Below are 21355 nucleotides of genomic sequence, written 5' to 3' on the forward strand. Positions count from 1 at the left end.
GATCCCCTTATCTAATGAACAGGCTGCGAGCAGCGTCGTCAGCAACACCGAGCACGGACTCCGGGTAGAGCCCCACCCCTACGGTAACGAGCAGGGAGACGCCGATGACGGCCACGGTTCCCATACTGGGCACCGCGATCGCCGGGCCGTCGGCCGAGGGCTCGCTGAAGAACATCAGCACGATCACGCGGACGTAGAAGAACGCCGCGATCGCCGAGGCCACGACGCCCACGACCACCAGCGCCGCCATCCAGCCGCCCATCGAGTCGCCAGGCTGCGTGCCGCTGTCCAGCGCGGCCGCGAACACGGCATATTTGCCGAAGAAGCCGCTGGTCAGCGGGATGCCGGCGAAGGCCAGCAGGAAGAAGGCGAACACACCGGCCAGCATCGGCGCACGCTTGCCGAGCCCGGCCCAGCGCGACAGGTGCCCCGCCTCGCCGCCCGGGTCGCGTACCAGCGTGACGACCGCGAACGCGCCGACCGTGGTGATGCCGTAGACCGCCAGGTAGAACAGGATCGCCTTCAGCGAACTCGCGTTCTGCGCGGCGGTGCCGAACGTGGCCATCACGCCGACGAGCAGGAAACCCGCGTGCGCGATGGACGAGTAGGCGAGCATGCGCTTGATGTCGGTCTGCGTGATCGCCAGGATCGAGCCGACGATCATGGTGAGCGCGGCGACACCCCAGATGACCGGCCGCCAGTTCCAGTCGAGGTTGCCCAGACCCACCCAGAACAACCGCAGCACGGCTCCCACGGCCGCGACGAGCGTGCCGGAGGCCATCAGAGCGGTGATCGGCGTGGGAGCACCCTGGTAGACGTCAGGCTTCCAGGCCTGGAACGGAGCCGCACCGATCTTGAACATCAGGCCGACGCCCAGCATCGCGAGCCCGATCATCAGCAGCGGATCGAGCGCGGCGCCGTTGGCCAGGGCCTGGTTGATACCCGGCAGCGAGACGGTGCCCGCGTAGCCATAGATCATCGCGGTGCCGTACAGGAAGAACGCCGAGGAGAACGCGCCCAGCAGGAAGTACTTCATGGACGCCTCCTGCGACAGCAGGCGACGCCGGCGGGCCAGGCCGCACAGCAGGTAGAGCGGCAGCGACATGACCTCAAGGGCCACGAACATCATCAGCAGGTCGTGCGAGGCGGGGAACAGCAGCATGCCGCCCACGGCGAACAGGACCAGCGGGTAGACCTCGGTGTGGCCGCCGCCCGTGGACTCGGCCTCCTCCTCGTCGGCACTGCCCGGCACGGCCGCGGCCGAGGCGACGAAGTGACCCTCGTCGTTGATGAGCAGCACGCAGACGAACGACAGGACGAGGATGACGCCCCAGATGAACAGCGAGGGCCCGTCCACCGCGAGCGCGCCCACGGCGGAGGCCGTGGTGGACACCTGGCCACGCAAGACCTGCACGAGGACCAGCGCGAACGCGCCGGCCAGGCTGAGCAGGGTGAGCGGCACGTGGATCGCCTTGCGCAGGTAGCGCGGCGCGAAGGCCTCGACGAGCACGCCGATGACGGCCGCGCCGAAGACCACCAGCAGCGGCGCGAGCGTGCCGTACTCGATCGTCGGCGCTGGGATGGAGTTCACTGACCTGTCCCCTTCTCAGCGATGGTGGAGGTGGGTACGCCCACGTTGGTCAGCGTCTGTTGCACTGACGGGTTGATCACGTCGAGCAGCGGCTTGGGGAAGAAACCGAACCCGATGATGAGGGCGACCAGCGGAGCCAGCACCCAGACCTCGCGGGCGTTCAGGTCTTTGAAGGGCTTGACCGGCTCGGCGGTCGGGCCGTTCAGGGCCCGCTGCACCATCCACAGGATGTAGACGGCCGCCAGGATCACGGCCACCGCGGAGACGATCGCGGCCGCCGTCAGCGCTCCCGAGCCGTGGGCCTGGCTCGAGTACGTGCCGATCATGACCATGAACTCGCTCACGAAGGACGACAGGCCCGGCAGCGAGAGCCCGGCCAGACCGGCGACGAGGAAGAAGCCCGCGAGCACCGGCGCGACCTTCTGCACGCCTCCGTAGTCGCCGATGAACGGCGAGCCGCGCCTGGCGATCAGGAACCCGGCGGCCAGGAACAGCGCGCCGGTGGCGAAGCCGTGGTTGACCATGTAGAGGGCCGCGCCGGACTGGGCGACCGAGGACATGGCGAACACGCCCATGACGATGAACCCGAAGTGCGAGATCGACGTGTACGCGATGAGCCGCTTCATGTCGGTCTGCCCGATGGCCACGATGGCGCCGTAGATAATGCTGATGACCGCCAGCACGATGATCGGCACCGTGAACGTCTTGGCCGCGTCGGGGAACAACTCCAGGCAGAAGCGGAGCATGCCGAACGTGCCGACCTTGTCCAGCACGCCGACCAGCAGCACGGCGGCCCCAGCCGGAGCCTGGGCGGCCGCGTCGGGCAGCCACGTGTGCACCGGCCACAGCGGCGCCTTGATCGCGAACGCGATGAAGAACCCGCCGAAGAGCCACTTCTGCATCGTCGGGTCCTGGATGGCCCCGACGAGTTCGGGGAACATGAACGTCTGCTTGCCCGCGACCACGTACAGCCCGATGACCGCGACCAGCATGAGCAGGCCGCCGAACAGCGAGTACAGCAGGAACTTCACGGCCGCGTAGGACCGCTGGGCGCCGCCGTACGAGCCGATCATGAAGTACATCGGGATCAGCATGGCTTCGAAGAAGACGTAGAACAGGAAGATGTCGGTCGCCGCGAAGACGCCGATCATCATCGTCTCCAGCACCAGCAGCAGCGAGAAGTACGTCTTCACCGACCGTTTAGGCGTGATGAGCGTGCCGTCGGCGGTCTTGACGCCGTCGGCGTCGTGCCACGAGGCCAGCACCACGATCGGCACCAGCACCGCGGAGAGCGCGATCAGCACGAGCGCAACGCCGTCGACGCCGACCCCGAACTTCACGCCGAAGCTCGGGATCCAGTCGTACTCGGCGACGAACTGGAAGCGCTCGCCCGACGGCTTGAACCCGGCGGCCATGACGCCCGTCAGGACCAGCACCGCCAGCGAGACCAGCAGCGTGACCTGCTTGGCCAGCTTGTCACTGCCCTTGGGAAGCAGGGCCACCACGATGGCGCCCACCACGGGCACCGCCATGAGTATCGGGAGCCAGGGTGACATCAGATGTTCCCAACGAGGAGCAGGGCGCCGGTCAGCAGGGCGGCACCGATCAGGATGGACAGCGCGTACGTTCTGGCGAAGCCCGTCTGGATCCGCCGCAGGCGCCCGGAGCTGCCGCCGATGCCCGCCGCCAGACCGTTGACCAGCCCGTCGATGCCGCGGTTGTCGAAGAACACCGCGAGGCGGGTCAGCCACTGGCCGGGACGCATGAAGAGCGACTCGTTGAGCGCGTCACCGTACAGGTCGCGCCGGGCGAACGTGGTGAGGAAGGAGCCGCGCGGCTGCACGGACGGAACCTCGGCCCGGCCGTACTTCATCCACGCGAAGGCCGCGCCGACCGCGACGAGCGCCAGGGTCGCCAGGCCGGGGGTGCTGGTGAAGTGGAAGGCGGGCAGTTCCTCAGGCCGGCCGACCGCCGGGGCGAGGAACAGCATCAGCCGGTTGCTCAGCACGAGGTAGGCGCCCAGGCCGAGCGCGCCGAGCGACAGGACCATCAGCGGGATGGTCATGACGGACGGGGACTCGTGCGGGTGGGCGTCGTCGGCCCAGCGCTTCTCGCCGAAGAAGGTCATGAAGACCATCCGCGACATGTAGAAGCCGGTGATGCCCGCGCCCAGCACGGCCAGCCAGCCCAGCACCGGCTGGTGGTGCACCGCGGTCTCGATGATGCCGTCCTTGGTGAAGTAGCCGGACAGCAGCGGGAACCCGATGATCGCCAGGTAGCCGATGAAGAACGTGGCGAAGGTGATGGGCATGAACGTGCGCAGCCCGCCGTACTTCCGCATGTCCACTTCGTCGTTCATGCCGTGCATGACCGAGCCGGCGCCGAGGAACAGGTCGGCCTTGAAGAAGCCGTGCGTGATCAGGTGGCCGATCGCGAACGCGTAGCCCGCGGGGCCGAGGCCCGCGCCGAGCATCATGTAGCCGATCTGCGACATCGTCGAGCCGGCCAGGCCCTTCTTGATGTCGTCCTTCGCGCAACCGATGATCGCTCCGGCCAGCAGCGTAGCTGCGCCGACGATGGCCACGGCGAGCGCGGCCCCCGAGCCCTCGGGGAAGAAGAACGCCCCCGAGCGCACCACGAGGTAGACGCCGGCGGTGACCATGGTCGCGGCGTGGATCAGAGCCGACACGGGGGTCGGGCCCTCCATGGCGTCGAGGAGCCAGGACTGCAGCGGCAACTGCGCCGACTTGCCGCACGCGCCGAGGAGCAGCAGCAGGCCGATGGCCAGCATGGTGCCGTTCTCGGTGCCGGGCGTGATCTGCTCGCCGAGGCCCTGGAACGTGAGCGTCCCGAACGTGGTCCAGATGACGAACATGCCGACCAGCAGGCCGAAGTCGCCGACGCGGTTGACGACGAACGCCTTCTTCGCCGCGGTGGCCGCCGACGGCTTGAACTGCCAGAACCCGATCAGCAGGTACGACGCCAGGCCGACACCCTCCCAGCCGATGAACAGGCCCACGTAGTTGTCGGCCAGCACCAGCAGGAGCATCGCGGCCACGAACAGGTTCAGGTAGGCGAAGAACCTGCGCCGGTGCTCGTCGTGCGACATGTAGCCGATCGAGTAGATGTGGATCAGCGAGCCCACACCGGTGATCAACAGGGCGAAGCTGATCGACAGCGGGTCGATCAGCAACCCCATATCGGCCATGCCCGGGATGAACTCGTAGAGATGCACGGCCCGCCGGCGTTCCTCCTCCCCGAACCCGATCAGCTCGAAGAACCCCAGCACCGCCACGGCGAACGAGGCGAGGGACATGGCCACGCCCAGCAGATGGCCCCAGCGGTTCGTGAACCGGCCGAACACCAGCAGGACGAACGCCCCGACGAGCGGGAAGGCGATCATCAGCCAGGACAGTCCGATCACGCCGCCGGTGTGCTGGGCGATCTCAGCGATTTGAGATTCCACCAGTCACCTCTTAGTACTTCAGCAGGTTGGCGTCGTCGACGGACGCGGACCTGCGGGTTCGGAAGATCGTCACGATGATGGCCAGGCCGACGACGACCTCGGCCGCGGCCACCACCATCACGAAGAACGCGATGATCTGGCCTTCCAGGTTGCCGACCTGCCTGGAGAAGGTGACGAAGGCGAGGTTGCAGGCGTTGAGCATGAGCTCCACGCACATGAACACCACGATCGCGTTGCGCCGGACGAGCACGCCCAACGCGCCGATGGCGAACAGCAGCCCCGAAAGGATCAGGTAGTGCGTGGTCACTTGGTCACCCCGTTGCTCTCATCGGCGTTGCTCTCCGCGTCGCCGCTCTCCGAGCCCTCGTCATCGGCCCGGTGCTTGATGGCCGCGGCGAGTTTGGGGTCCTCGGGCAGGTGGCCGTGCTCGACGTCGTAGCGCGCGATGTAGCGGTTGACCGAGGTCTCCGCGACCGACCCGTCAGGCAGCAGCGCCGGCATGTCGATGGCGTTGTTCCTGGCGTAGGTGCCGGGGCCGGGCAGCGGCGACGGGCGGTCGCCGAGGAACCGGGCGCGGGAGAGGTCCTTCTGCGTGGCCTTCTCGGTGAGCTGCTCGCGGTGCGCCAGCACCATCGCGCCGAGCGCGGCGGTGATCAGCAGCGCCGAGGTGATCTCGAACGCGAAGACGTACTTGGTGAACAGCAGCAGCGCGATGGAGCGGATGTAGCCGCCCTGCGCCGTGGCCTGCGCCAGACCCGCCGGGTCGGCGAAGACCGCGTTGCCGACGGCGAGGACGATCAGCGTCACGAAGCCGAGCGCCGCGATGGAGGCCCAGAAACGCTGGCCCTTCAGCGTCTCGACGAAGGAGTCCGACGAGTCCACGCCGACGAGCATGAGCACGAACAGGAACAACATCATGATCGCGCCGGTGTAGACGATGATCTGCACTGCGGCCAGGAAGGGCGCGTCCTGCACGGCGTACAGGACGGCCAGGCAGAGCATCACGGTGCCGAGCATCAGCGCGGAGTAGACGGCCTTCCGGTTGAAGACCATGCCGAGCGCGGCGCCGACGGAGACGACGGCGAGCACCCAGAAAGTGATGGTCTCACCCATTGGTCCGTCCCAGGCGGTAGTAGTCCTCTTCGGTCTCGCCGAGCCGCATCGGGTGCGGAGGCTGCTCCATGCCCTGGGTCAGGGGGGCGAGGAGCATCTCCTTGGTGTAGATGAGGCTCTCGCGGCTGCTGTCGGCGAGCTCGTACTCGTTCGTCATGGTGAGCGCGCGGGTCGGGCAGGCCTCGATGCACAGGCCGCACAGGATGCACCGCAGATAGTTGATCTGGTACGTGCGCCCGTAACGCTCGCCCGGCGAGAAGCGCTCCTCGTCGGTGTTGTCCGCGCCCTCGACGTAGATCGCGTCGGCCGGACACGCCCAGGCGCACAGCTCGCACCCGATGCACTTCTCCAGCCCGTCAGGCCAGCGGTTGAGCTGGTGCCGCCCGTGGAAGCGCGGGGCTGTCGGCCTCTTCTCCTCCGGGTAGTTGGTCGTGACCGGCTTCTTGAACATCGTATGGAAGGTGACCCCGAAACCCTTGACGGGGTTCAGCCAATCAGTTAGTCCCACTGGGAATCTCCTTGTGCTGCACCCCGTGGTAGTGCGGCAGATCGAGCGGCGGCACCGGGAAGCCGCCCGCCACCGGCTCCTTGGACAGTTCCTCGAACTCGGCCTCCACCTGCGCCTTCCTGGCCTCCCTGCGCCGCTGGTTGACGGTGTCGAACCGCATCCAGATGGCCAGCGCCCCGATGACGATCACCGCGCCGAGGCCGATGCCGATCATCCTGTCGCCCTCGTTGATCACGACGTTGCGCACCGCGGCCACCAGCAGGATCCACGCCAGGTTCACCGGGATCAGCACCTTCCAGCCCAACGCCATGAGCTGGTCGTAACGGACGCGCGGCAGCGAGGCACGCACCCACACGATGAAACTGAAGGTCAGCACGAACTTGATGAAGAACCACAGCACCGGCAGCCAGCCGACGTTCGCACCGTCCCACAACGAGATCGGCCACGGCGCCCGCCAGCCGCCCAGGAACAACGTCACCGCGATAGCGGAGGCGGTGAACGTGTGCAGATATTCGCCCATCATGATGAGAGCGAACTTCAGCGACGAGGAATATTCGGTCTGGAACCCGCCGACCAGCTCGCCCTCGCCCTCGGGCAGGTCGAACGGAATGCGCGCGGCCTCGCCGAACATGCAGACCACGTAGATCAGGAACGACGGGATCAGCAACACCGCGAACCACGTCTGCTCCTGCGCCTTGACGATCTCCGACGTCGACAGCGTGCCCGCGAACAGGAAGATGGCCACGAACGACAACCCCATGGCGATCTCGTACGAGACCACCTGGGCCGCCGACCGCAACCCGCCCAGCAGCGCGTACGGCGAGCGCGACGACCACCCGGCCAGCACCACGCCATAAACCGAGACCGCGCCCATGGCCAGCATGAACAGCACCGCCACCGGCAGATCGACCAGCTGCAACGGCGTCTGCACGCCGAACAGGTTGACCATCGGCGCGAACGGCACGATCGAGAAGGCCAGGAACGCCGGCACCACCATGATGACCGGCGCCAGCAGGTAGAGGACCTTGTCGACGGTCCGCGGGAAGAGGTCCTCCTTCAGGCCCATCTTCAGGCCGTCGGCCACGGACTGCAGCAGGCCGAACTTGCCGGCCCGGTTGGGGCCGTAGCGGTGCTGCATCCGCGAGATCAGCTTGCGCTCGTACCAGACGCCGAACAGGACGCCCAGCATCAGGAAGAGGAACAACATCACGGCCTTGATGATGGTGATCCACAGCGGGTCCTTGCCGAAGTCGGCGAGGGTGGGATCGGCCGCGAGAAGGTGCATCATGAGGCGCTCCCGATCGTGACGATGTCGCCGGCCACCGCACTCAGGTCACGCGTGACCGAGCAGCCGCCGGAGTTGGCCGGCACCCAGACCACGCGTTCCGGCAGGTCGGCGACGCGCACCGGCAGCGTGACGGTGTCGGCCCCCGAGCCGCCGATGACGAGCTTGTCGCCGCCGACGACGCCGATCTCGGCGGCGGTGACCGCGGAGACCAGCGCCTCGGCCTCACGAGCGGTGCCCGCGAGGTAGGGCTCGCCGTCCTGCAGCCTGCCCTCGTCGAGCAGCAGGTGCCAGGTGGCCAGCAGGGCCTCGCCGGCCGCCGGGGCGACCTGGGCGCGGGTGGCGGTGTGCGGGGCGGTGACGCGGCTGCCGCGCCAGGCGCCCAGCCCCGACAGCTCCCGCCGCACGGCCTTGGCGTCGGGCAGGCCGAGGTGCACGTCCATCCGGTCGGCCAGGTTGCCGATCACCGCGAGGTCGGACTGCAGGCCGGGCACCTTGAGCGGCGCCTCGAACGAGCGGCCCCTGCCCTCCCAGTTGACGAACGTGCCGCCCTTCTCCTGGACGGCGGCGACGGGCAGCACCACGTCGGCGCGGTCGGTGACGGCGCTGGCGCGGATCTCCAGGCTGACGATGAACGGCGTGCGCTCGAGCGCGTCGAGCGCCGCCGCGGGGTCGGGCAGATCGTAGGGGTCGACGCCGCCGACGACCAGCGCGTCCAGCTCGCCCTCGTGGGCGGCGGCGAGGATGCCGGCGGTGTCGCGGCCCGGTGTGGCGGGCAGCGAGGCCACGTTCCACGCCCTGGCGACCTCGGCCCTGGCGGTCTCGTCGTCGACCGGGCGGCCGATCGGCAGCAGGTTGGGCAGCGCGCCCGCCTCGACCGCGCCGCGCTCGCCGGCCCTGCGCGGGACCCAGGCGAGCCGGGCGTCGGAGACGTTGGCCAGCCGTATCAGGGCGGAGAGCGCGCCCGGCACGGTGGCCAGGCGCTCGCCCGCGAGCACGATCGTGCCCTCGGCCAGCGTGCCGAGCAGGTCCCCGATGGCGTCGGCCTCGGCCCCGGGAGCGGTGCGGATGAGCGTGCCGCCCATCTTGACCAGGCCGGGCGTGGCGAACGGCGCGATGGCGGTGACCTTGAGCCCCTTCTTCATCCACGCCTTACGCAGGCGCAGGAAGACGATCGGCGACTCCTCCTCGGGCTCGAACCCGACGAGCAACACGTGCGGGGCGTTCTCGAGGTCGGCGTAGCTGATCTCGATGCCCTTGCCGGCCACCGTGTGGGCCAGGAACTGCGCCTCCTCGGCGGAGTGCGGCCTGGCGCGGAAGTCGATGTCGTTGCTGCCCAGGGCGATCCTGGCGAACTTGGCGTAGGCGTAGGAGTCCTCGACCGTGGCCCGGCCGCCGACCAGCACTCCGGCCTTGCCGCGTGCCCTGGCCAGGCCCTCGGCGGCCACCGACAGCGCCTCCGGCCACGAGGCGGGTACGAGCGCGCCCTCCTCGTTGCGGACCAGCGGCGTCTTCAGCCGGTCGGGCTGCTGCGCGTAGGTGAACGCCCAGCGGCCCTTGTCGCAGTTCCACTCCTCGTTCACCTGCGGGTCGTTGCCCGCCAGGCGGCGGGTGACCCGGCCGCGCCGGTGGTCGGTGCGCATGCTGCAGCCGGAGGCGCAGTGCTCGCACGCGCTCGGCGTGGAGACCAGGTCGAACGGGCGGGCCCTGAACCGGTAGGCGGCGCCGGTCAGCGCGCCGACCGGGCAGATCTGCACCGTGTTGCCGGAGAAGTAGGAGTTGAACGGCTTGCCGTCGGCCGTGCGCACCTGCTCCTTGGCCCCGCGCTCGAAGAACTCGATGAGCGGGTCGCCGGCGATCTGGTCGGAGAAGCGGATGCAGCGCGCGCACTGCACGCAGCGCTCGCGGTCGAGCAGCACCTGCGTCGACAGCGGCAGCGGCTTGGGGAAGGTGCGCTTCTGCTCCTGGAACCGGGACTCACCGCGGCCGTTGGACATGGCCTGGTTCTGCAGCGGGCACTCACCGCCCTTGTCGCAGACCGGGCAGTCGAGCGGGTGGTTCAGCAGCAGGAACTCCATGGCCGCGCGCTGCGCCTTCTCGGCGACCGGCGAAGTGAGCTGCGTCTGCACCACCATGCCCTCGGCGACCTCGATCGCGCACGACGGCTGCGGCTTCGGGAAGCCGCGGCCGTTGCCCGCGTCGGGGATGTCGACCAGGCACTGCCGGCAGTTGGCCGCCGGGTCGAGCAGCGGGTGGTCGCAGAACCGCGGGATCTGGATGCCCAGCAGCTCGGCGGCCCTGATGATCAGAGTGCCCTTGGGGACACTGACCTGGAACCCGTCGATGGTCAGGGTCACCAGGTTCGTTTCTGTCTCTACGACGGTCACTGCTCACCCCAGAGAGTGGACTTCTTCGGGTCGAACGGGCAGCCGCCGATCTCGAAGTGCTTGAGGTACTCATCGCGGAAGTACTTCACTGAGGAGTGGATCGGGCTGGTGGCGCCGTCGCCCAGCGCGCAGAACGACCGGCCCAGGATGTTGTCCGCGATGTCGGTGATCGTGGCCAGGTCGTCCTCGGTGCCCTGGCCCGCCTCCAGCCGCTTGAGCACCTGCTTGAGCCAGTAGGTGCCCTCGCGGCACGGGGTGCACTTGCCGCACGACTCGTGGGCGTAGAACTCCGTCCAGCGCAGCACCGTACGGACCACGCAGGTGGTCTCGTCGAAGATCTGCAGGGCGCGGGTGCCGAGCATCGAGCCCTTGGCGCCGACCGCCTCGAAGTCGAGCGGCACGTCGAGGTGCTCGTCGGTGAAAATCGGCGTGGAGGAGCCGCCCGGGGTCCAGAACTTGATCTGGTGCCCGGCGCGGATGCCGCCGGCCATGCTGAGCAGCTCGCGCAGCGTGATGCCGAGCGGCGCTTCGTACTGGCCGGGCCGGGTGACGTGGCCGCTCAGCGAGAAGATGCCGAAGCCCTTGGACTTCTCGGTGCCCATCCCGGCGAACCAGTCGGCTCCGTTGCCGATGATGGAGGGAACACTGGCGATCGACTCCACGTTGTTCACCACAGTGGGCGAGGCGTAGAGACCTGCCACGGCCGGGAACGGAGGCTTGAGTCGCGGTTGACCCCTGAAGCCTTCGAGCGAGTCGAGCAGCGCCGTCTCCTCGCCGCAGATGTAGGCACCGGCGCCGCTGTGCACGACCAGCTCCAGGTCATATCCGGAGCCGAGGATGTCGGTGCCGAGATAACCCTTCTCGTACGCCTCCCGCACGGCCGCCTGCACCCGCCTGATCACGTGCAGCACCTCGCCGCGCACATAGATGAAGGCGTGATTGGCCCGGATCGCATACGACGTGATGATGACGCCCTCGACCAGCGCGTGCGGGTTGGCCATCATCAGCGGGATGTCCTTGCAGGTGCCCGGCTCCGACTCGTCGGCGTTGACGACGAGATAGTGCGGTTTACCATCCCCTTGCGGGATGAAACCCCACTTCATGCCAGTCGGGAAGCCCGCGCCGCCGCGGCCGCGCAGCCCGGAGTCCTTGACGGCCTGGATGACGGCGTCGGGCTCCATGCCCAGCGCCTTCTTGGCCGCCTCATATTCGCCGTAGCCGTCGAGGGTGAAGGAGTCGGGCTGGTCCCACTTCGCGGTCAGGACCGGGGTGAGAGTGCTCATGCCTCAGGGGCCTTCCATCCGTTGGCCTTGGCGACCTTCAGGCCCTCCAGCGAGGGGCCCGCGGCCGACGGGCCGTCGCCGGCCAGGCCGTCGGGCAGGCCCGCGAGCACGCGCGAGGCCGCCTTGAAGGTGCAGAGCTTCTTCGGGCCGCGCGTGGGCCGCACGTCCTTGCCGTCGCGCAGGTCGTCGACGAGCTGCTTGGCCGACTCGGGCGTCTGGTTGTCGAAGAACTCCCAGTTGACCATCATGACGGGGGCGAAGTCGCAGGCCGCGTTGCACTCCACGCGCTCCAGCGAGACCTTGCCGTCGGGGGTCGCCTCGTCGTGGCCGACGCCGACGTGCTCCGACAGCTCCTCCCAGATCTGGTCGCCGCCCATGACCGCGCACAGCGCGTTGATGCAGACGCCGACGTGATAGTCGCCGACCGGCTTGCGCTTGTACATGGTGTAGAAGGTCACGACGCCGGTGACCTCGGCCTTGCTGATGCCCAGCATCTCGGCACAGAACTCCTGCCCGTCGTCGGAGACGTAGCCGTCCTCCGACTGCACGAGGTGGAGTAGCGGCAGCAGCGCCGACCGCGTCTTCGGGTAGCGCCCGATGATCTCCTTGGCGTCCCGTTCCAGACGCTCACGGACATCCGGTGAATAGGTCACCGGTCCACACCTCCCATGACGGGGTCGATAGATGCCACCGCGGCGATCACGTCGGCGACCTGGCCGCCCTCGGCCATCGCGGGGAAGCTCTGCAGGTTGCAGAAGGACGGCTCGCGGAAATGCACGCGGTAGGGGCGGGTGCCTCCGTCGCTGACCACGTGCGCGCCGAGCTCGCCCTTGGGCGACTCGATGCTGGCGTACGCCTGCCCGGCCGGCACCCTGAAACCCTCGGTCACCAGTTTGAAGTGGTGGATGAGGGCCTCCATCGAGGTGCCCATGATGTGGGCGATGTGGTCGGGCGAGTTACCGAACCCGTCGGGGCCGAGCGCGAGCTGCGCGGGCCAGCCGATCTTCTTGTCCTCGATCATCACCGGGTCGCCCTTGAGCGGCCCCGCGATGCGGTCGAGCGCCTGCTCGACGATCTTGAGGGACTCCTCCATCTCCTTCATCCGGACGAGATAGCGCGAGTAGACGTCGCAACCACGCTCGGTGGGGACGTCGAACTCGTACGTCTCGTAGCCGCAGTAGGGCTGCGACTTGCGCAGGTCCCACGGCAGGCCCGCGGCGCGCAGGATCGGGCCGGTGATGCCCAGCGCCATGCAGCCGGTCAGGTCGAGGTAGGCGACGTCCTGGGTGCGGCGGACGTAGACCGGGTTCTCGTCGAGGAGCTTGCGGATGTCCTTGATCCGCTTGGGCATCTCCTTGAGGAACTCGCCGACCTTGTCGACCGCGCCCGCGGGCAGGTCGACGCTCACGCCGCCCGGCCGGATGTAGGCGTGATTCATGCGCAGGCCGGTGATGTACTCGAACAGGTCCATGACCATTTCGCGGTCGCGATAGCCGAACAGGAACGGCGTGGTCGCGCCCAGCTCCATGCCGAACGTGCCCATGGCCACCAGGTGCGAGGCGATGCGGTTGAGCTCCATCATCATCACGCGGATGGCCTGCGCCCGGTCAGGGATGCGGTCCTCGATGCCGAGCAGCTTCTCCACGCCCATGCAGTAGGCGGTCTCGTTGAAGATCGGCGAGAGGTAGTCCATGCGGGTCACGAACGTGGTGCCCTGCGTCCACGTCCGGTATTCCATGTTCTTCTCGATGCCGGTGTGCAGGTAGCCGATGACGCCGCGCGCCTCGTTGACCGTCTCACCGTCGAGGGTCAGGACCAGCCGCAGCACGCCGTGCGTGGACGGGTGCTGCGGGCCCATGTTGACGACCAGGCGCTCGTCCTGCGAGTCGCGCACGCCGGACACGACCTGGTCCCAGTCAGCCCCGGTGACCGAGTAGACCTTGCCCTCGGTCGCCTCGTCATAAGCCGTGCTCACGCGTGTTCCTCCCACCGGTCGTCAACGCTCAGCTCGACACGCTCGCTCACGCGTACGACCTCCTCTGATCGGGCGAGGGGATGGTGGCGCCCCGGTATTCGACGGGGATGCCGCCCAGCGGATAGTCCTTGCGCTGCGGGTGGCCGTCCCAGTCGTCCGGCATCATGATCCGGGTCAGGCCCGGATGGCCGTCGAAGACGATGCCGAAGAAGTCGTACGTCTCCCGCTCATGCCAGTCATGACCAGGGTAAACGCCTACCGTGGATGGAATGTGCGGGTCGTCGTCGGGGCAGGCGGCCTCGACGCGCACGCGCCTGTTGAAGGTGATCGAGCACAGGTGGATGACCGCGTGCAGCTCCTCGCCCGTCAGGTGCGGGTAGTGCACGCCGGACACGCCGAGCGAGAGCTCGAAGCGCAGCGCCGGGTCGTCACGCAGCTTCTGGCACACCTCGACCAGCCGCTCGCGCTTGACGTGCAGGGTGAGCTCGCCGCGGTCGACGACGACCCGCTCGATCGCGTCGTCGAGCGCGAGCGCGTCGACGATCTCGTCGAAGTAGCCGCCGTACGGGCGGGGCGTCGAGACCTGGGGCTGCCGGCGTACGACGAGGCCGCCGTAGCCGGAGGTGTCGCCGGAGTCCTCGGCCCCGAACATGCCGCGCCTGGCGACGGGCGCCTCGGGCACCGCGGGGACCTGGACCTCAGGCGTCTGCCCGCTGTCCGGGCTGCCAGGGAGGTTGTCGGGCGAGGTCACTTCGATGCCCCCTGGTCGATCAGCGGCAGCGTACGCAGCGCCTGCAGCTCGAGCTCGTCGATCTGCTCGGCCCGGTGCGCGCCGAACTTCATGTTCTGGATCTTGTCGTGCAGCTTCACGATCGCGTCGATCAGCATCTCGGGCCGCGGCGGGCAGCCGGGCAGGTAGATGTCGACCGGCACGACGTGGTCGACGCCCTGCACGATGGCGTAGTTGTTGAACATGCCGCCGCTGGAGGCGCACACGCCCATGGAGATGACCCACTTGGGCTCGGCCATCTGGTCGTAGATCTGGCGCAGCACGGGAGCCATCTTCTGCGAGACCCGCCCGGCGACGATCATGAGGTCGGCCTGGCGAGGAGACGCCGAAGCGCGCTCCATGCCGAAGCGCGCCAGGTCGTAGTGGGGGCCACCGGTGGCCATCAGCTCGATGGCGCAGCAGGCGAGGCCGAACGTGGCCGGCCACACGGAGCTCTTCCGCGCCCATCCGGCGGCCGCCTCGACGGTGCTGAGGATGAACCCGCTGGGGAGTTTCTCTTCAAGTCCCATTTTCAGTCCCAGTCCAGACCCTTGCGGCGCCACACGTACGCGTAGGCGACGAGCACGGTGACGATGAACAGCAGCATCTCCACCAGGGCGAACAGCCCCAGCCCCGGGGCGATCGTCCGGCCCGCGTCGTTCAGCTCCGGCGCGAACGCGACCGCCCACGGATAGAGGAAGATGATCTCGATGTCGAAGACGATGAAGAGCATCGCCGTGACCATGTATTTGAGCGGGAACCGTCCGCCACCGACCGGCTGGGGCGTCGGCTCGATGCCGCATTCGTAGGCGTCAAGCTTGGCGCGGTTCCAGCGCTTGGGGCCGGTGAAGGGAGCGATGGCGACCGAGAAGATCGCGAAGCCCCCCGCGAGAACGGCGAGCACCAGGATGGGCACGTAAAGGTCCATCGCTACGCCTCCTCTGGAGTCGCCGCGCGCGCGGGCGCGCAGCCGGATCTGTCAGTTCTGAGATTCATGCTGGTGGCGCGACCTTCGAGAGTGCGTTTATGATCTTGTCCGACGCATCGCCTCGCCGGTCGGTGAGATTACCAAGGAGTTTGAGCGCGAAGCGCATCAGCCTCGGGTGGGGAAGCCCGTGCCTGGTGCCGAAGCGCATCACGCCCGGCTTCCCGAGCGCCTCGACGAACCATCTGCCAAGGGTGAAGTAACCACCGTATGCGTCTTTCAGCACACGGGGGTAAGCCCGCAGGGTCCGCTCGCGCTGCGCGGGAGTGGTGCCCCTGAGGGCCTTTGCGATGATCTCCGCGGCGATCTCGCCGGTCTCCATGGCGTACGCGATGCCCTCGCCGTTGAACGGGTTGATCGAGCCGCCGGAGTCGCCCACCAGCATCAGGCCGCGCGTGTAGTGCGGCTGCCTGTTGAAGGCCATCGGGAGCGCGGCGCCGCGGATGGGCGCCGTCATGTTGTCCTCGGTGAAGCCCCAGTCGGCCGGCATCGACCGGCACCAGCGCCTGAGCAGGTCGCGGTAGTCGATGTGCTTGAACTGGGCGCTGGTGTTGAGCAGGCCGAGCCCCACGTTGGCGGTGCCGTCGCCGACGCCGAACACCCAGCCGTAGCCGGGCAGCAGCGTGTCGCCGTCCCACAACTCCAGCCACGTCTCCAGGTAGTCGTCGTCGTGGCGGGGGCTTTCGAAATAGGTGCGCACGGCCACGCCCATCGGGCGGTCTTCGCGCTTGTGCAGGCCCATGCCGAGGGCGAGGCGGGTGCTGTTGCCGTCGGCGGCCACGACCACGCGCGCGCGGAACATACGGCCGTCCTTGGTGGTCACGCCGACGATATGGCCGCTGCGGTCGTCGAGCACCGGGCCGGTGACGGTGACGCCCTCCATGAGGCGCGCGCCCCTCTTCACCGCCGTGGCCGCGACGATCTGGTCGAAATCCTGCCGGGTGCGTACGAGCCCGAAGTCGGGGAACCGCTCCAGCTGGGGCCAGTCGAGCTCGAACCGCAGGCCACCGCCCACGACGCGCAGGCCCTTGTTCCTGACCCAGCCGGGGGCGTCGATGTCGACCCCCATGTTGAGCAGCTGTTTGACCGCCCGCGGCGTGAGGCCGTCGCCGCAGACCTTCTCGCGGGGGAACCTGGTCTTCTCCAGGAGCAGCACGTCGAGGCCGGCCTGGGCGAGGTAGAAGGCGGTCGCGGAGCCGGCAGGTCCGGCGCCGACGACGATGACATCAGCGTCAGCTGTGCCCCTGGTCGCGTCAGCGCCACTCCGTAGGCTTCGCTCTCCCGGGACGAGCTCCTGCGCTTGAGGTCGGGCTGCTGGCACGGTCACTGGACTGTCCTGTCCTACACGCTCGAAGGCCTTGGGGTGTCGCGCCTTCGTTCCTTTGTGAACCCCTTCACAAACTTGTCGGCCCGAAGTCTACTGCTTTTCGTGCACAAAGTGGCAGCCGGGGGGCACTTCCCGGACACAACAAGGCCCTTCGTCCTGACGAAGGGCCTTTACCTGCGTGCCGGGCACCGTCAAACGTCGAACCCGCCGTTCCGAACCCCCTTGGCGAAGGCCCGCCACTCGCCGGGGGTGAAGACCAGTGCTGGCCCCGCGGGGTCCTTGGAGTCTCGGATCATGATCTCTCCGGACCCGCCCCTGGCGAACTCGACACACTCACCTGCCGCTGCGCTGAACGAGCTCTTCCGCCAGCCATCCGACAAGACAGGACCGTTCATCGGGCGGCTCCCCCTAGCCTCACAGGTCTACTGCCGCCACACTAGTATTCAGGGCAATATAAACACGCTTGGTCACCGATCGGTGACGATTGCTTGCCGAAATGGTTACTCAGAGTCCGTCGAGCGTGCCGGTAAAGCTTCGCGACTCCTCCTCGCTCATGGCCGCCTCTTCAAGCTCTCGTTGATGACCAGCGAGTACCGCAGGACCGTTTCCTCGTCTTCGACAGCGTGAAGGAGGGGTGGTTCTCGCAGTAGACGACTTCGCCGGAGATGTTCCCCAGCACAGGCACGGAGGGTGAGCCGAACAGCATGAAGTTGGCGATGTCGGTCGGATGCGGCTCCTCCAGACGAAGCACCCGGACGGTGATGTTCGGCAGGTCGCAAAGCTTGACGAGATGACTCATCTGGTCGCGCGTCACCCTGGCGTCCGCCTTTCCGAAGCGGCGGCGCGGCACCGCCTCGTCGAGCACGACGGAATAGTCCAGAGGCGGATCCTTCATGAGCACGCGCTGCCGGCGCAGGTCTGGCGCGGGTCCGGCGTTCGATCTTGCCGGGCGGAGCCATCCCGACCGTGCGGGCGAACTTTGCCTCGCCGCCGGCGAGTTCCAGCAACAGGCCGCTGAGCTCGTCGTCGGCCCCGGAGCGCTTGAGGAGGCGCGCCACGTCCTTGGCCGAAGTGGCCACCTGTCCCGTTTCGAGACGCGAGATCTTGGACGTCGACCAGCGTGAGGACCGCGCGACCTGCACGCCGTGGAGCCCCGCATCCTCGCGAAGCCGCCGCAGCTCGGCGGCGAGCTTCCGGCGGCGGAGGGCCGGATTGATTTCTCCGGCCACGCCGGCTCCTCCCAAGGATTTCGCTGATTATGCCTGTTTCAACTACCGGGCAATCCTCGCGGGGAAGGTCTGCTTTCGCCCCGGAAAGAGTCCCTGCCATCATCCCTGCGGGAATTGCACGGGAACGCCCTCCGGCACAACCTTGGGGTAGCCCGCCACGAAGGAATGCGGGGAAGAGAGGAGCGGCAATCCGGGAATTTCGGGTGGGCGAATGGGCGGATGGCTGGAACCCATCCGCCCGTAGCCACGCCGCGCCCCGGCTCTGACTCAGACCAGAAATCCCGAGCCTCGGACATGTCAGACGGCACATGCGGGAGCGGAAAGCGCAAGGTGAGCCGGGCACAATCCGCGCTCAAGCGGGCTTGAAACCCCTGTGCATGGCGACGATCCCCATCGTGAGATCGCGCCAGGCCACCCGTTCCCAGCCGGCGTGCTGGATCATCCGCGCCAGCGCCGGTTGGTCGGGCCAGTCGCGGATCGACTCCGCCAGGTATGCGTAGGAGTCGTCATTAGACCCGAACACCTTGGCCACCTTGGGCAGCAACTTCATCAGATATTCGCGGTAGACCAGATCGAACGGGGCGAAGGTGACGTGCGAGAACTCAAGGATCACCAGGCGCCCGCCCGGCTTCGTCACCCGCCACATCTCCCTCAGCGCCCGCGTGGTGTCGTGCACGTTGCGCAGCGCCACCGAGATCGTCACCGCGTCGAAGGAGTCGTCGGCGAACGGCAACCGCAGCGCGTCTCCCGCGACGAACGGCACCCCCTGCCCCGTCAACGCGTTGCCGCCGTGGCGGCGCACGCCGGTGCGGAGCATGCCGAGTGAGAAGTCGGAGGCGATCGCCCGCGCGCCCAGCGAGGTGAACGCGTCGGTGGAGGTGCCCGTGCCCGCCCCCAGGTCAAGGACGATCTCCCCGGGCCCCGCGTCGACCGCGGCGGCCACCGCCTTGCGCCAGAGCCTGACCTGCCCGAGGGAGACCACATCGTTGACCAGATCGTAACGCCGGGCGGTGCGATCGAACATCGCGGCGACCTCGTCCGGCTGTTTGTCCAACTGAGCACGCGTCATGCCCACACCATATGGCTATCGGAACATTCAACGGAAAGTATCCACACCATTACGCAACGTCTGCTAGAAATTGGCGAATGCTTGCCCGTCTCGCCCTTGCGGCGATCATCGCCTCGGCCCCCACCGCGCATCCTCGCGTCGTGCTGGCCGACCCGATCGACAGCACTCCCCACGTGCTCGACGGCATCGTCAACGCCATCGCCGTCGTGGGCCGCACCGTCGTGGTCGGCGGCGCGTTCAGCGAGGTCGCCGACGCCGCCCGCACCACCACCTATCCGCGCGCCAACCTGTTCGCCTACGACCTGGCCACCGGCCGCGTCCTGGAGGACTTCGCGCCCGTCATCCCAGGCCCGGTCCACGGCTTGGCGGCGGGCGAGCGCGGCACCGTCTACGTCGGCGGCCAGTTCCACGGCGTCAACAACGAGCCGTCCAGGGCGCTGGCCAAGCTCCGCCTCTCCGACGGCGCACTGGCGCCCGGCTTCGCACCGCGCATCGGCGGCGGCACGGTGACCACGCTGGCCCGCCAGGGCTCCAAGCTGTACGTCGGCGGCGACTTCGTCAGCCCCCGCACCGCGCTGGCCAGGCTCGACGCGGTCACCGGCGCGGCCGACCCCGACTTCGCCATCACGCCGGGCAAGCCGCTGACCAGGCAGGTGAAGGTCTACGCGCTGGCCGTCTCGCGCGACAGGCTCGCCGTGGACGGCACGTTCACCACGCTCGACGGCGCGTCCAGGCCGCAGCTCGGGCTGATCGACGTCAGCGGGCGCGTGGCCAGGGTCGCGCCGTGGCGGACCGACGTGTACGCGCGCACGTGCATGGCCGCGTTCCCGTCGTACGTGCGCGGTCTCGACTTCTCCCCCGACGGCCGCTATTTCGCGGTGGTCACCACGGGGGGCCCGAGGGCCGGCATGTGCGACACGACCGCCAGATTCGAGACCTACGCCAAGGGCTCGCGCATCAAGCCGACCTGGGTCAACAGCACGGGAGGCGATTCGCTCTACGCGGTCTCGGTGACGGGGGCGGCAGTCTATGTGGGCGGGCACCTGCGCTGGCTGGACAATCCGCGGGGCCACGACTCAGCCGGCCCTGGAGCGGTGTCACGGCCCGGCATCGGCGCCATTCATCCGCGCACAGGAAAGGCGCTGAGTTGGAATCCGACGCGCGAGCGCGGGATCGGCGTGAAGGCGTTCTACGCACATCCCACCGGACTACTTGTCGGTAGCGACACGACGAGACTCGGACGGGAGTACCATGCCCGGATTGGCATGTTCCCCCTGCCCTAGTCGTCGTGCGGCTTCGGCCGGTCGACCTTGTCGCTGATGCGCGCACTCACGGCGTCACGTTGCCTGGAGAGCAGGACGTAGCTCGCTATGCCGCTGATCAAGAATGAGCAGACGATCAGCACCAGCGGGTTAGTCAGTCCGAGCAGCCACAGCACACCCAGGGTCACCAGAAACAGGCCGATCCGCGACGCGGTGTAAACGAGAACGGGACGCACAGGTTCGAGGTTACTCGGACCTGTGGCGCGGTCGCTCTTCGCATCAGACGCGAGCACTGCTACTGTCCCAGTCAGGGAGTTTCGTAAAGAAACACCCACGAGAGCCCCAAAGAGGCTCTATCATATAACAATCGGGCAGTCAGCTGATAACAACCCGTGATCTTTGTAGAAAACCACGGATAAATCAGGCTTCGCTCGACACACTGGTTACCTGTCCGCCCGCTGGCAGGAAGCGGGATGCGAGGGGGAGAGATTGGTGGAGAGTAGCAGCGAGCGTCTGCTGACCCCAGGAGAGGTTGCCGCCCTCTTCCGGGTAGACCCAAAGACGGTTACGCGCTGGGCTGCGGCAGGCCGCATCAGCAGTATCCGCACCCCCGGAGGGCACCGGCGCTTCCGCGAGTCGGAAGTCCACGCCCTTCTCCGAGGCGAGGACGTTCTCACGGCCGACAGGCCAGCAGGTGAGTCCCCGCGCGTCTGACGTTCCGTCCAGTCGGTGATCCTGTCCGCCAGGATCACCGCGGACGGGATCGACTGTTGCGTGCTTCCCGGCCACACTTCCGTACGGTGAGCACGGGGCGGCGCCATCCGCCGACCGTGGCTGGCGCCTGTCCGTCCGTTCCATCTCAGGCACCTTCCTGCTCGGCCTTGAAAGCCAGGAACTCGCGCTCCAGGTCGTCGTTCTCCTCTTCCCAGCGCCGGCGGCGCTCGGCCGCCTCCTCCTCCGTCAGCGCCTCGGGCAGGAACGTCTCGTAATCGGGATCACCGGGCTGGAGCTCCACGTACGCGTTGCCGATCAGCCGACCGTCTTCGCTGGTCAGGCTCTGCGGTACGCGTAGCGTCCCGTCCGCGAGCCGGATGACGTACATGGTG

General features: G+C 67.9%; 22 protein-coding genes and 1 pseudogene. 2 read left to right on the forward strand and 21 right to left on the reverse strand.

The genetic code is table 11. The features are described 5' to 3' along the window. Positions 1 to 7: 7 nt before the first annotated feature. The 19 genes and pseudogenes from nuoN to E1294_RS16000 all read right to left on the reverse strand — a co-directional run bounded on the left by nuoN (position 8) and on the right by E1294_RS16000 (position 18987). Positions 8 to 1591, reverse strand: a complete 1584-nt coding sequence (nuoN, locus tag E1294_RS15915) for an NADH-quinone oxidoreductase subunit NuoN (protein WP_132509248.1) — start codon at positions 1589 to 1591, stop codon at positions 8 to 10. Next, the gene (locus E1294_RS15920; protein ID WP_132509250.1) at positions 1588 to 3147 is read right to left on the reverse strand and encodes an NADH-quinone oxidoreductase subunit M; all 1560 of its coding nucleotides are present in this window, start codon (positions 3145 to 3147) and stop codon (positions 1588 to 1590) included. The genes nuoN and E1294_RS15920 overlap by 4 nt, the downstream gene beginning before the upstream one ends. After that, positions 3147 to 4994: an NADH-quinone oxidoreductase subunit L gene (gene nuoL / locus E1294_RS15925; RefSeq protein ID WP_181958506.1), complete on the reverse strand. Its 1848-nt coding sequence runs from the start codon at positions 4992 to 4994 to the stop codon at positions 3147 to 3149. The genes E1294_RS15920 and nuoL overlap by 1 nt, the downstream gene beginning before the upstream one ends. 73 nt (positions 4995 to 5067) lie before the next feature. Continuing rightward, on the reverse strand, positions 5068 to 5364 hold the full coding sequence (gene nuoK, locus E1294_RS15930; protein WP_132509252.1) for an NADH-quinone oxidoreductase subunit NuoK: 297 nt from the start codon (positions 5362 to 5364) through the stop codon (positions 5068 to 5070). Further along, a complete protein-coding gene (locus E1294_RS15935) occupies positions 5361 to 6170 on the reverse strand; it encodes an NADH-quinone oxidoreductase subunit J (RefSeq protein ID WP_132509254.1) in 810 nt (269 codons plus the stop codon). Before E1294_RS15935 ends, nuoK begins: the two co-directional genes overlap by 4 nt. Further along, entirely contained in the window at positions 6163 to 6678 is a 516-nt protein-coding gene (gene nuoI, locus E1294_RS15940; protein WP_132509256.1) for an NADH-quinone oxidoreductase subunit NuoI, read from the reverse strand. The genes E1294_RS15935 and nuoI overlap by 8 nt, the downstream gene beginning before the upstream one ends. Beyond that, positions 6665 to 7966, reverse strand: a complete 1302-nt coding sequence (gene nuoH / locus E1294_RS15945) for an NADH-quinone oxidoreductase subunit NuoH (protein ID WP_132509258.1) — start codon at positions 7964 to 7966, stop codon at positions 6665 to 6667. Before nuoH ends, nuoI begins: the two co-directional genes overlap by 14 nt. Beyond that, positions 7963 to 10350: an NADH-quinone oxidoreductase subunit G gene (locus E1294_RS15950; protein WP_132509260.1), complete on the reverse strand. Its 2388-nt coding sequence runs from the start codon at positions 10348 to 10350 to the stop codon at positions 7963 to 7965. The genes nuoH and E1294_RS15950 overlap by 4 nt, the downstream gene beginning before the upstream one ends. Then, entirely contained in the window at positions 10347 to 11633 is a 1287-nt protein-coding gene (nuoF, locus tag E1294_RS15955; protein ID WP_132509262.1) for an NADH-quinone oxidoreductase subunit NuoF, read from the reverse strand. The genes E1294_RS15950 and nuoF overlap by 4 nt, the downstream gene beginning before the upstream one ends. Continuing rightward, positions 11630 to 12286 carry an NADH-quinone oxidoreductase subunit NuoE gene (gene nuoE / locus E1294_RS15960; RefSeq protein ID WP_132509264.1) on the reverse strand — a complete coding sequence of 219 codons (657 nt, stop codon included), beginning with the start codon at positions 12284 to 12286 and terminating at the stop codon, positions 11630 to 11632. Before nuoE ends, nuoF begins: the two co-directional genes overlap by 4 nt. Further along, the gene (locus E1294_RS15965; RefSeq protein WP_132509266.1) at positions 12283 to 13608 is read right to left on the reverse strand and encodes an NADH-quinone oxidoreductase subunit D; all 1326 of its coding nucleotides are present in this window, start codon (positions 13606 to 13608) and stop codon (positions 12283 to 12285) included. The genes nuoE and E1294_RS15965 overlap by 4 nt, the downstream gene beginning before the upstream one ends. 46 nt (positions 13609 to 13654) lie before the next feature. Continuing rightward, positions 13655 to 14359: an NADH-quinone oxidoreductase subunit C gene (locus E1294_RS15970; RefSeq protein WP_132509268.1), complete on the reverse strand. Its 705-nt coding sequence runs from the start codon at positions 14357 to 14359 to the stop codon at positions 13655 to 13657. Next, positions 14356 to 14907 carry a NuoB/complex I 20 kDa subunit family protein gene (locus tag E1294_RS15975; RefSeq protein WP_132509270.1) on the reverse strand — a complete coding sequence of 184 codons (552 nt, stop codon included), beginning with the start codon at positions 14905 to 14907 and terminating at the stop codon, positions 14356 to 14358. The genes E1294_RS15970 and E1294_RS15975 overlap by 4 nt, the downstream gene beginning before the upstream one ends. 2 nt (positions 14908 to 14909) lie before the next feature. Next, the gene (locus E1294_RS15980; RefSeq protein ID WP_132509272.1) at positions 14910 to 15305 is read right to left on the reverse strand and encodes an NADH-quinone oxidoreductase subunit A; all 396 of its coding nucleotides are present in this window, start codon (positions 15303 to 15305) and stop codon (positions 14910 to 14912) included. 64 nt (positions 15306 to 15369) lie between these two features. Beyond that, positions 15370 to 16584, reverse strand: a complete 1215-nt coding sequence (locus E1294_RS15985) for a geranylgeranyl reductase family protein (RefSeq protein WP_132509336.1) — start codon at positions 16582 to 16584, stop codon at positions 15370 to 15372. Between the two features lie 296 nt (positions 16585 to 16880). After that, on the reverse strand, positions 16881 to 17084 hold the full coding sequence (locus tag E1294_RS15990) for a DUF397 domain-containing protein (RefSeq protein ID WP_132509274.1): 204 nt from the start codon (positions 17082 to 17084) through the stop codon (positions 16881 to 16883). Positions 17085 to 17254: 170 nt separating this feature from the next. Then, on the reverse strand, positions 17255 to 17605 hold the full coding sequence (locus E1294_RS58055) for a Scr1 family TA system antitoxin-like transcriptional regulator (protein ID WP_425465207.1): 351 nt from the start codon (positions 17603 to 17605) through the stop codon (positions 17255 to 17257). Positions 17606 to 17717: 112 nt separating this feature from the next. Then, positions 17718 to 17918 (reverse strand): annotated as a pseudogene (locus E1294_RS58060) (helix-turn-helix domain-containing protein); the annotation flags it as partial. A 352-nt stretch (positions 17919 to 18270) separates the two neighbouring features. After that, positions 18271 to 18987 carry a demethylmenaquinone methyltransferase gene (locus E1294_RS16000; protein ID WP_132509276.1) on the reverse strand — a complete coding sequence of 239 codons (717 nt, stop codon included), beginning with the start codon at positions 18985 to 18987 and terminating at the stop codon, positions 18271 to 18273. A gap of 77 nt (positions 18988 to 19064) precedes the next feature. On the opposite strand from E1294_RS16000, the gene E1294_RS16005 reads away from it, so the two are divergent. Further along, positions 19065 to 20270, forward strand: a complete 1206-nt coding sequence (locus E1294_RS16005; RefSeq protein WP_132509278.1) for a hypothetical protein — start codon at positions 19065 to 19067, stop codon at positions 20268 to 20270. On the opposite strand, the gene E1294_RS16010 is transcribed toward E1294_RS16005, so the two are convergent. After that, positions 20267 to 20485, reverse strand: a complete 219-nt coding sequence (locus E1294_RS16010) for a DUF4229 domain-containing protein (RefSeq protein WP_132509280.1) — start codon at positions 20483 to 20485, stop codon at positions 20267 to 20269. The two genes, E1294_RS16005 and E1294_RS16010, sit on opposite strands and share 4 nt — an antisense overlap. A 256-nt stretch (positions 20486 to 20741) precedes the next feature. On the opposite strand from E1294_RS16010, the gene E1294_RS16015 reads away from it, so the two are divergent. Further along, entirely contained in the window at positions 20742 to 20963 is a 222-nt protein-coding gene (locus tag E1294_RS16015) for a BldC family transcriptional regulator (protein ID WP_026214226.1), read from the forward strand. Between the two features lie 145 nt (positions 20964 to 21108). On the opposite strand, the gene E1294_RS16020 is transcribed toward E1294_RS16015, so the two are convergent. After that, positions 21109 to 21351 carry a hypothetical protein gene (locus E1294_RS16020; RefSeq protein ID WP_132329319.1) on the reverse strand — a complete coding sequence of 81 codons (243 nt, stop codon included), beginning with the start codon at positions 21349 to 21351 and terminating at the stop codon, positions 21109 to 21111. Positions 21352 to 21355 lie beyond the last annotated feature (4 nt).

It is taken from the genome of Nonomuraea diastatica, assembly GCF_004349015.1.
GTDB classification, from domain to species: Bacteria; Actinomycetota; Actinomycetes; order Streptosporangiales; family Streptosporangiaceae; genus Nonomuraea; species Nonomuraea diastatica.

Bases quoted from the DNA above. Each gene is read 5' to 3' on its own strand.
- E1294_RS15935 (WP_132509254.1), bottom strand. From the start codon at position 6,170: ATGGGTGAGACCATCACTTTCTGGGTGCTCGCCGTCGTCTCCGTCGGC.
- E1294_RS15990 (WP_132509274.1), bottom strand. From the start codon at position 17,084: ATGAACGGTCCTGTCTTGTCGGATGGCTGGCGGAAGAGCTCGTTCAGC.
- nuoL (WP_181958506.1), bottom strand. From the start codon at position 4,994: ATGATCGCCTTCCCGCTCGTCGGGGCGTTCGTCCTGCTGGTGTTCGGC.
- E1294_RS15975 (WP_132509270.1), bottom strand. From the start codon at position 14,907: ATGGGACTTGAAGAGAAACTCCCCAGCGGGTTCATCCTCAGCACCGTC.
- E1294_RS15980 (WP_132509272.1), bottom strand. From the start codon at position 15,305: ATGGACCTTTACGTGCCCATCCTGGTGCTCGCCGTTCTCGCGGGGGGC.
- nuoH (WP_132509258.1), bottom strand. From the start codon at position 7,966: ATGATGCACCTTCTCGCGGCCGATCCCACCCTCGCCGACTTCGGCAAG.
- E1294_RS16020 (WP_132329319.1), bottom strand. From the start codon at position 21,351: ATGTACGTCATCCGGCTCGCGGACGGGACGCTACGCGTACCGCAGAGC.
- E1294_RS16000 (WP_132509276.1), bottom strand. From the start codon at position 18,987: ATGACGCGTGCTCAGTTGGACAAACAGCCGGACGAGGTCGCCGCGATG.
- E1294_RS15920 (WP_132509250.1), bottom strand. From the start codon at position 3,147: ATGTCACCCTGGCTCCCGATACTCATGGCGGTGCCCGTGGTGGGCGCC.
- nuoF (WP_132509262.1), bottom strand. From the start codon at position 11,633: ATGAGCACTCTCACCCCGGTCCTGACCGCGAAGTGGGACCAGCCCGAC.
- E1294_RS16005 (WP_132509278.1), top strand. From the start codon at position 19,065: ATGCTTGCCCGTCTCGCCCTTGCGGCGATCATCGCCTCGGCCCCCACC.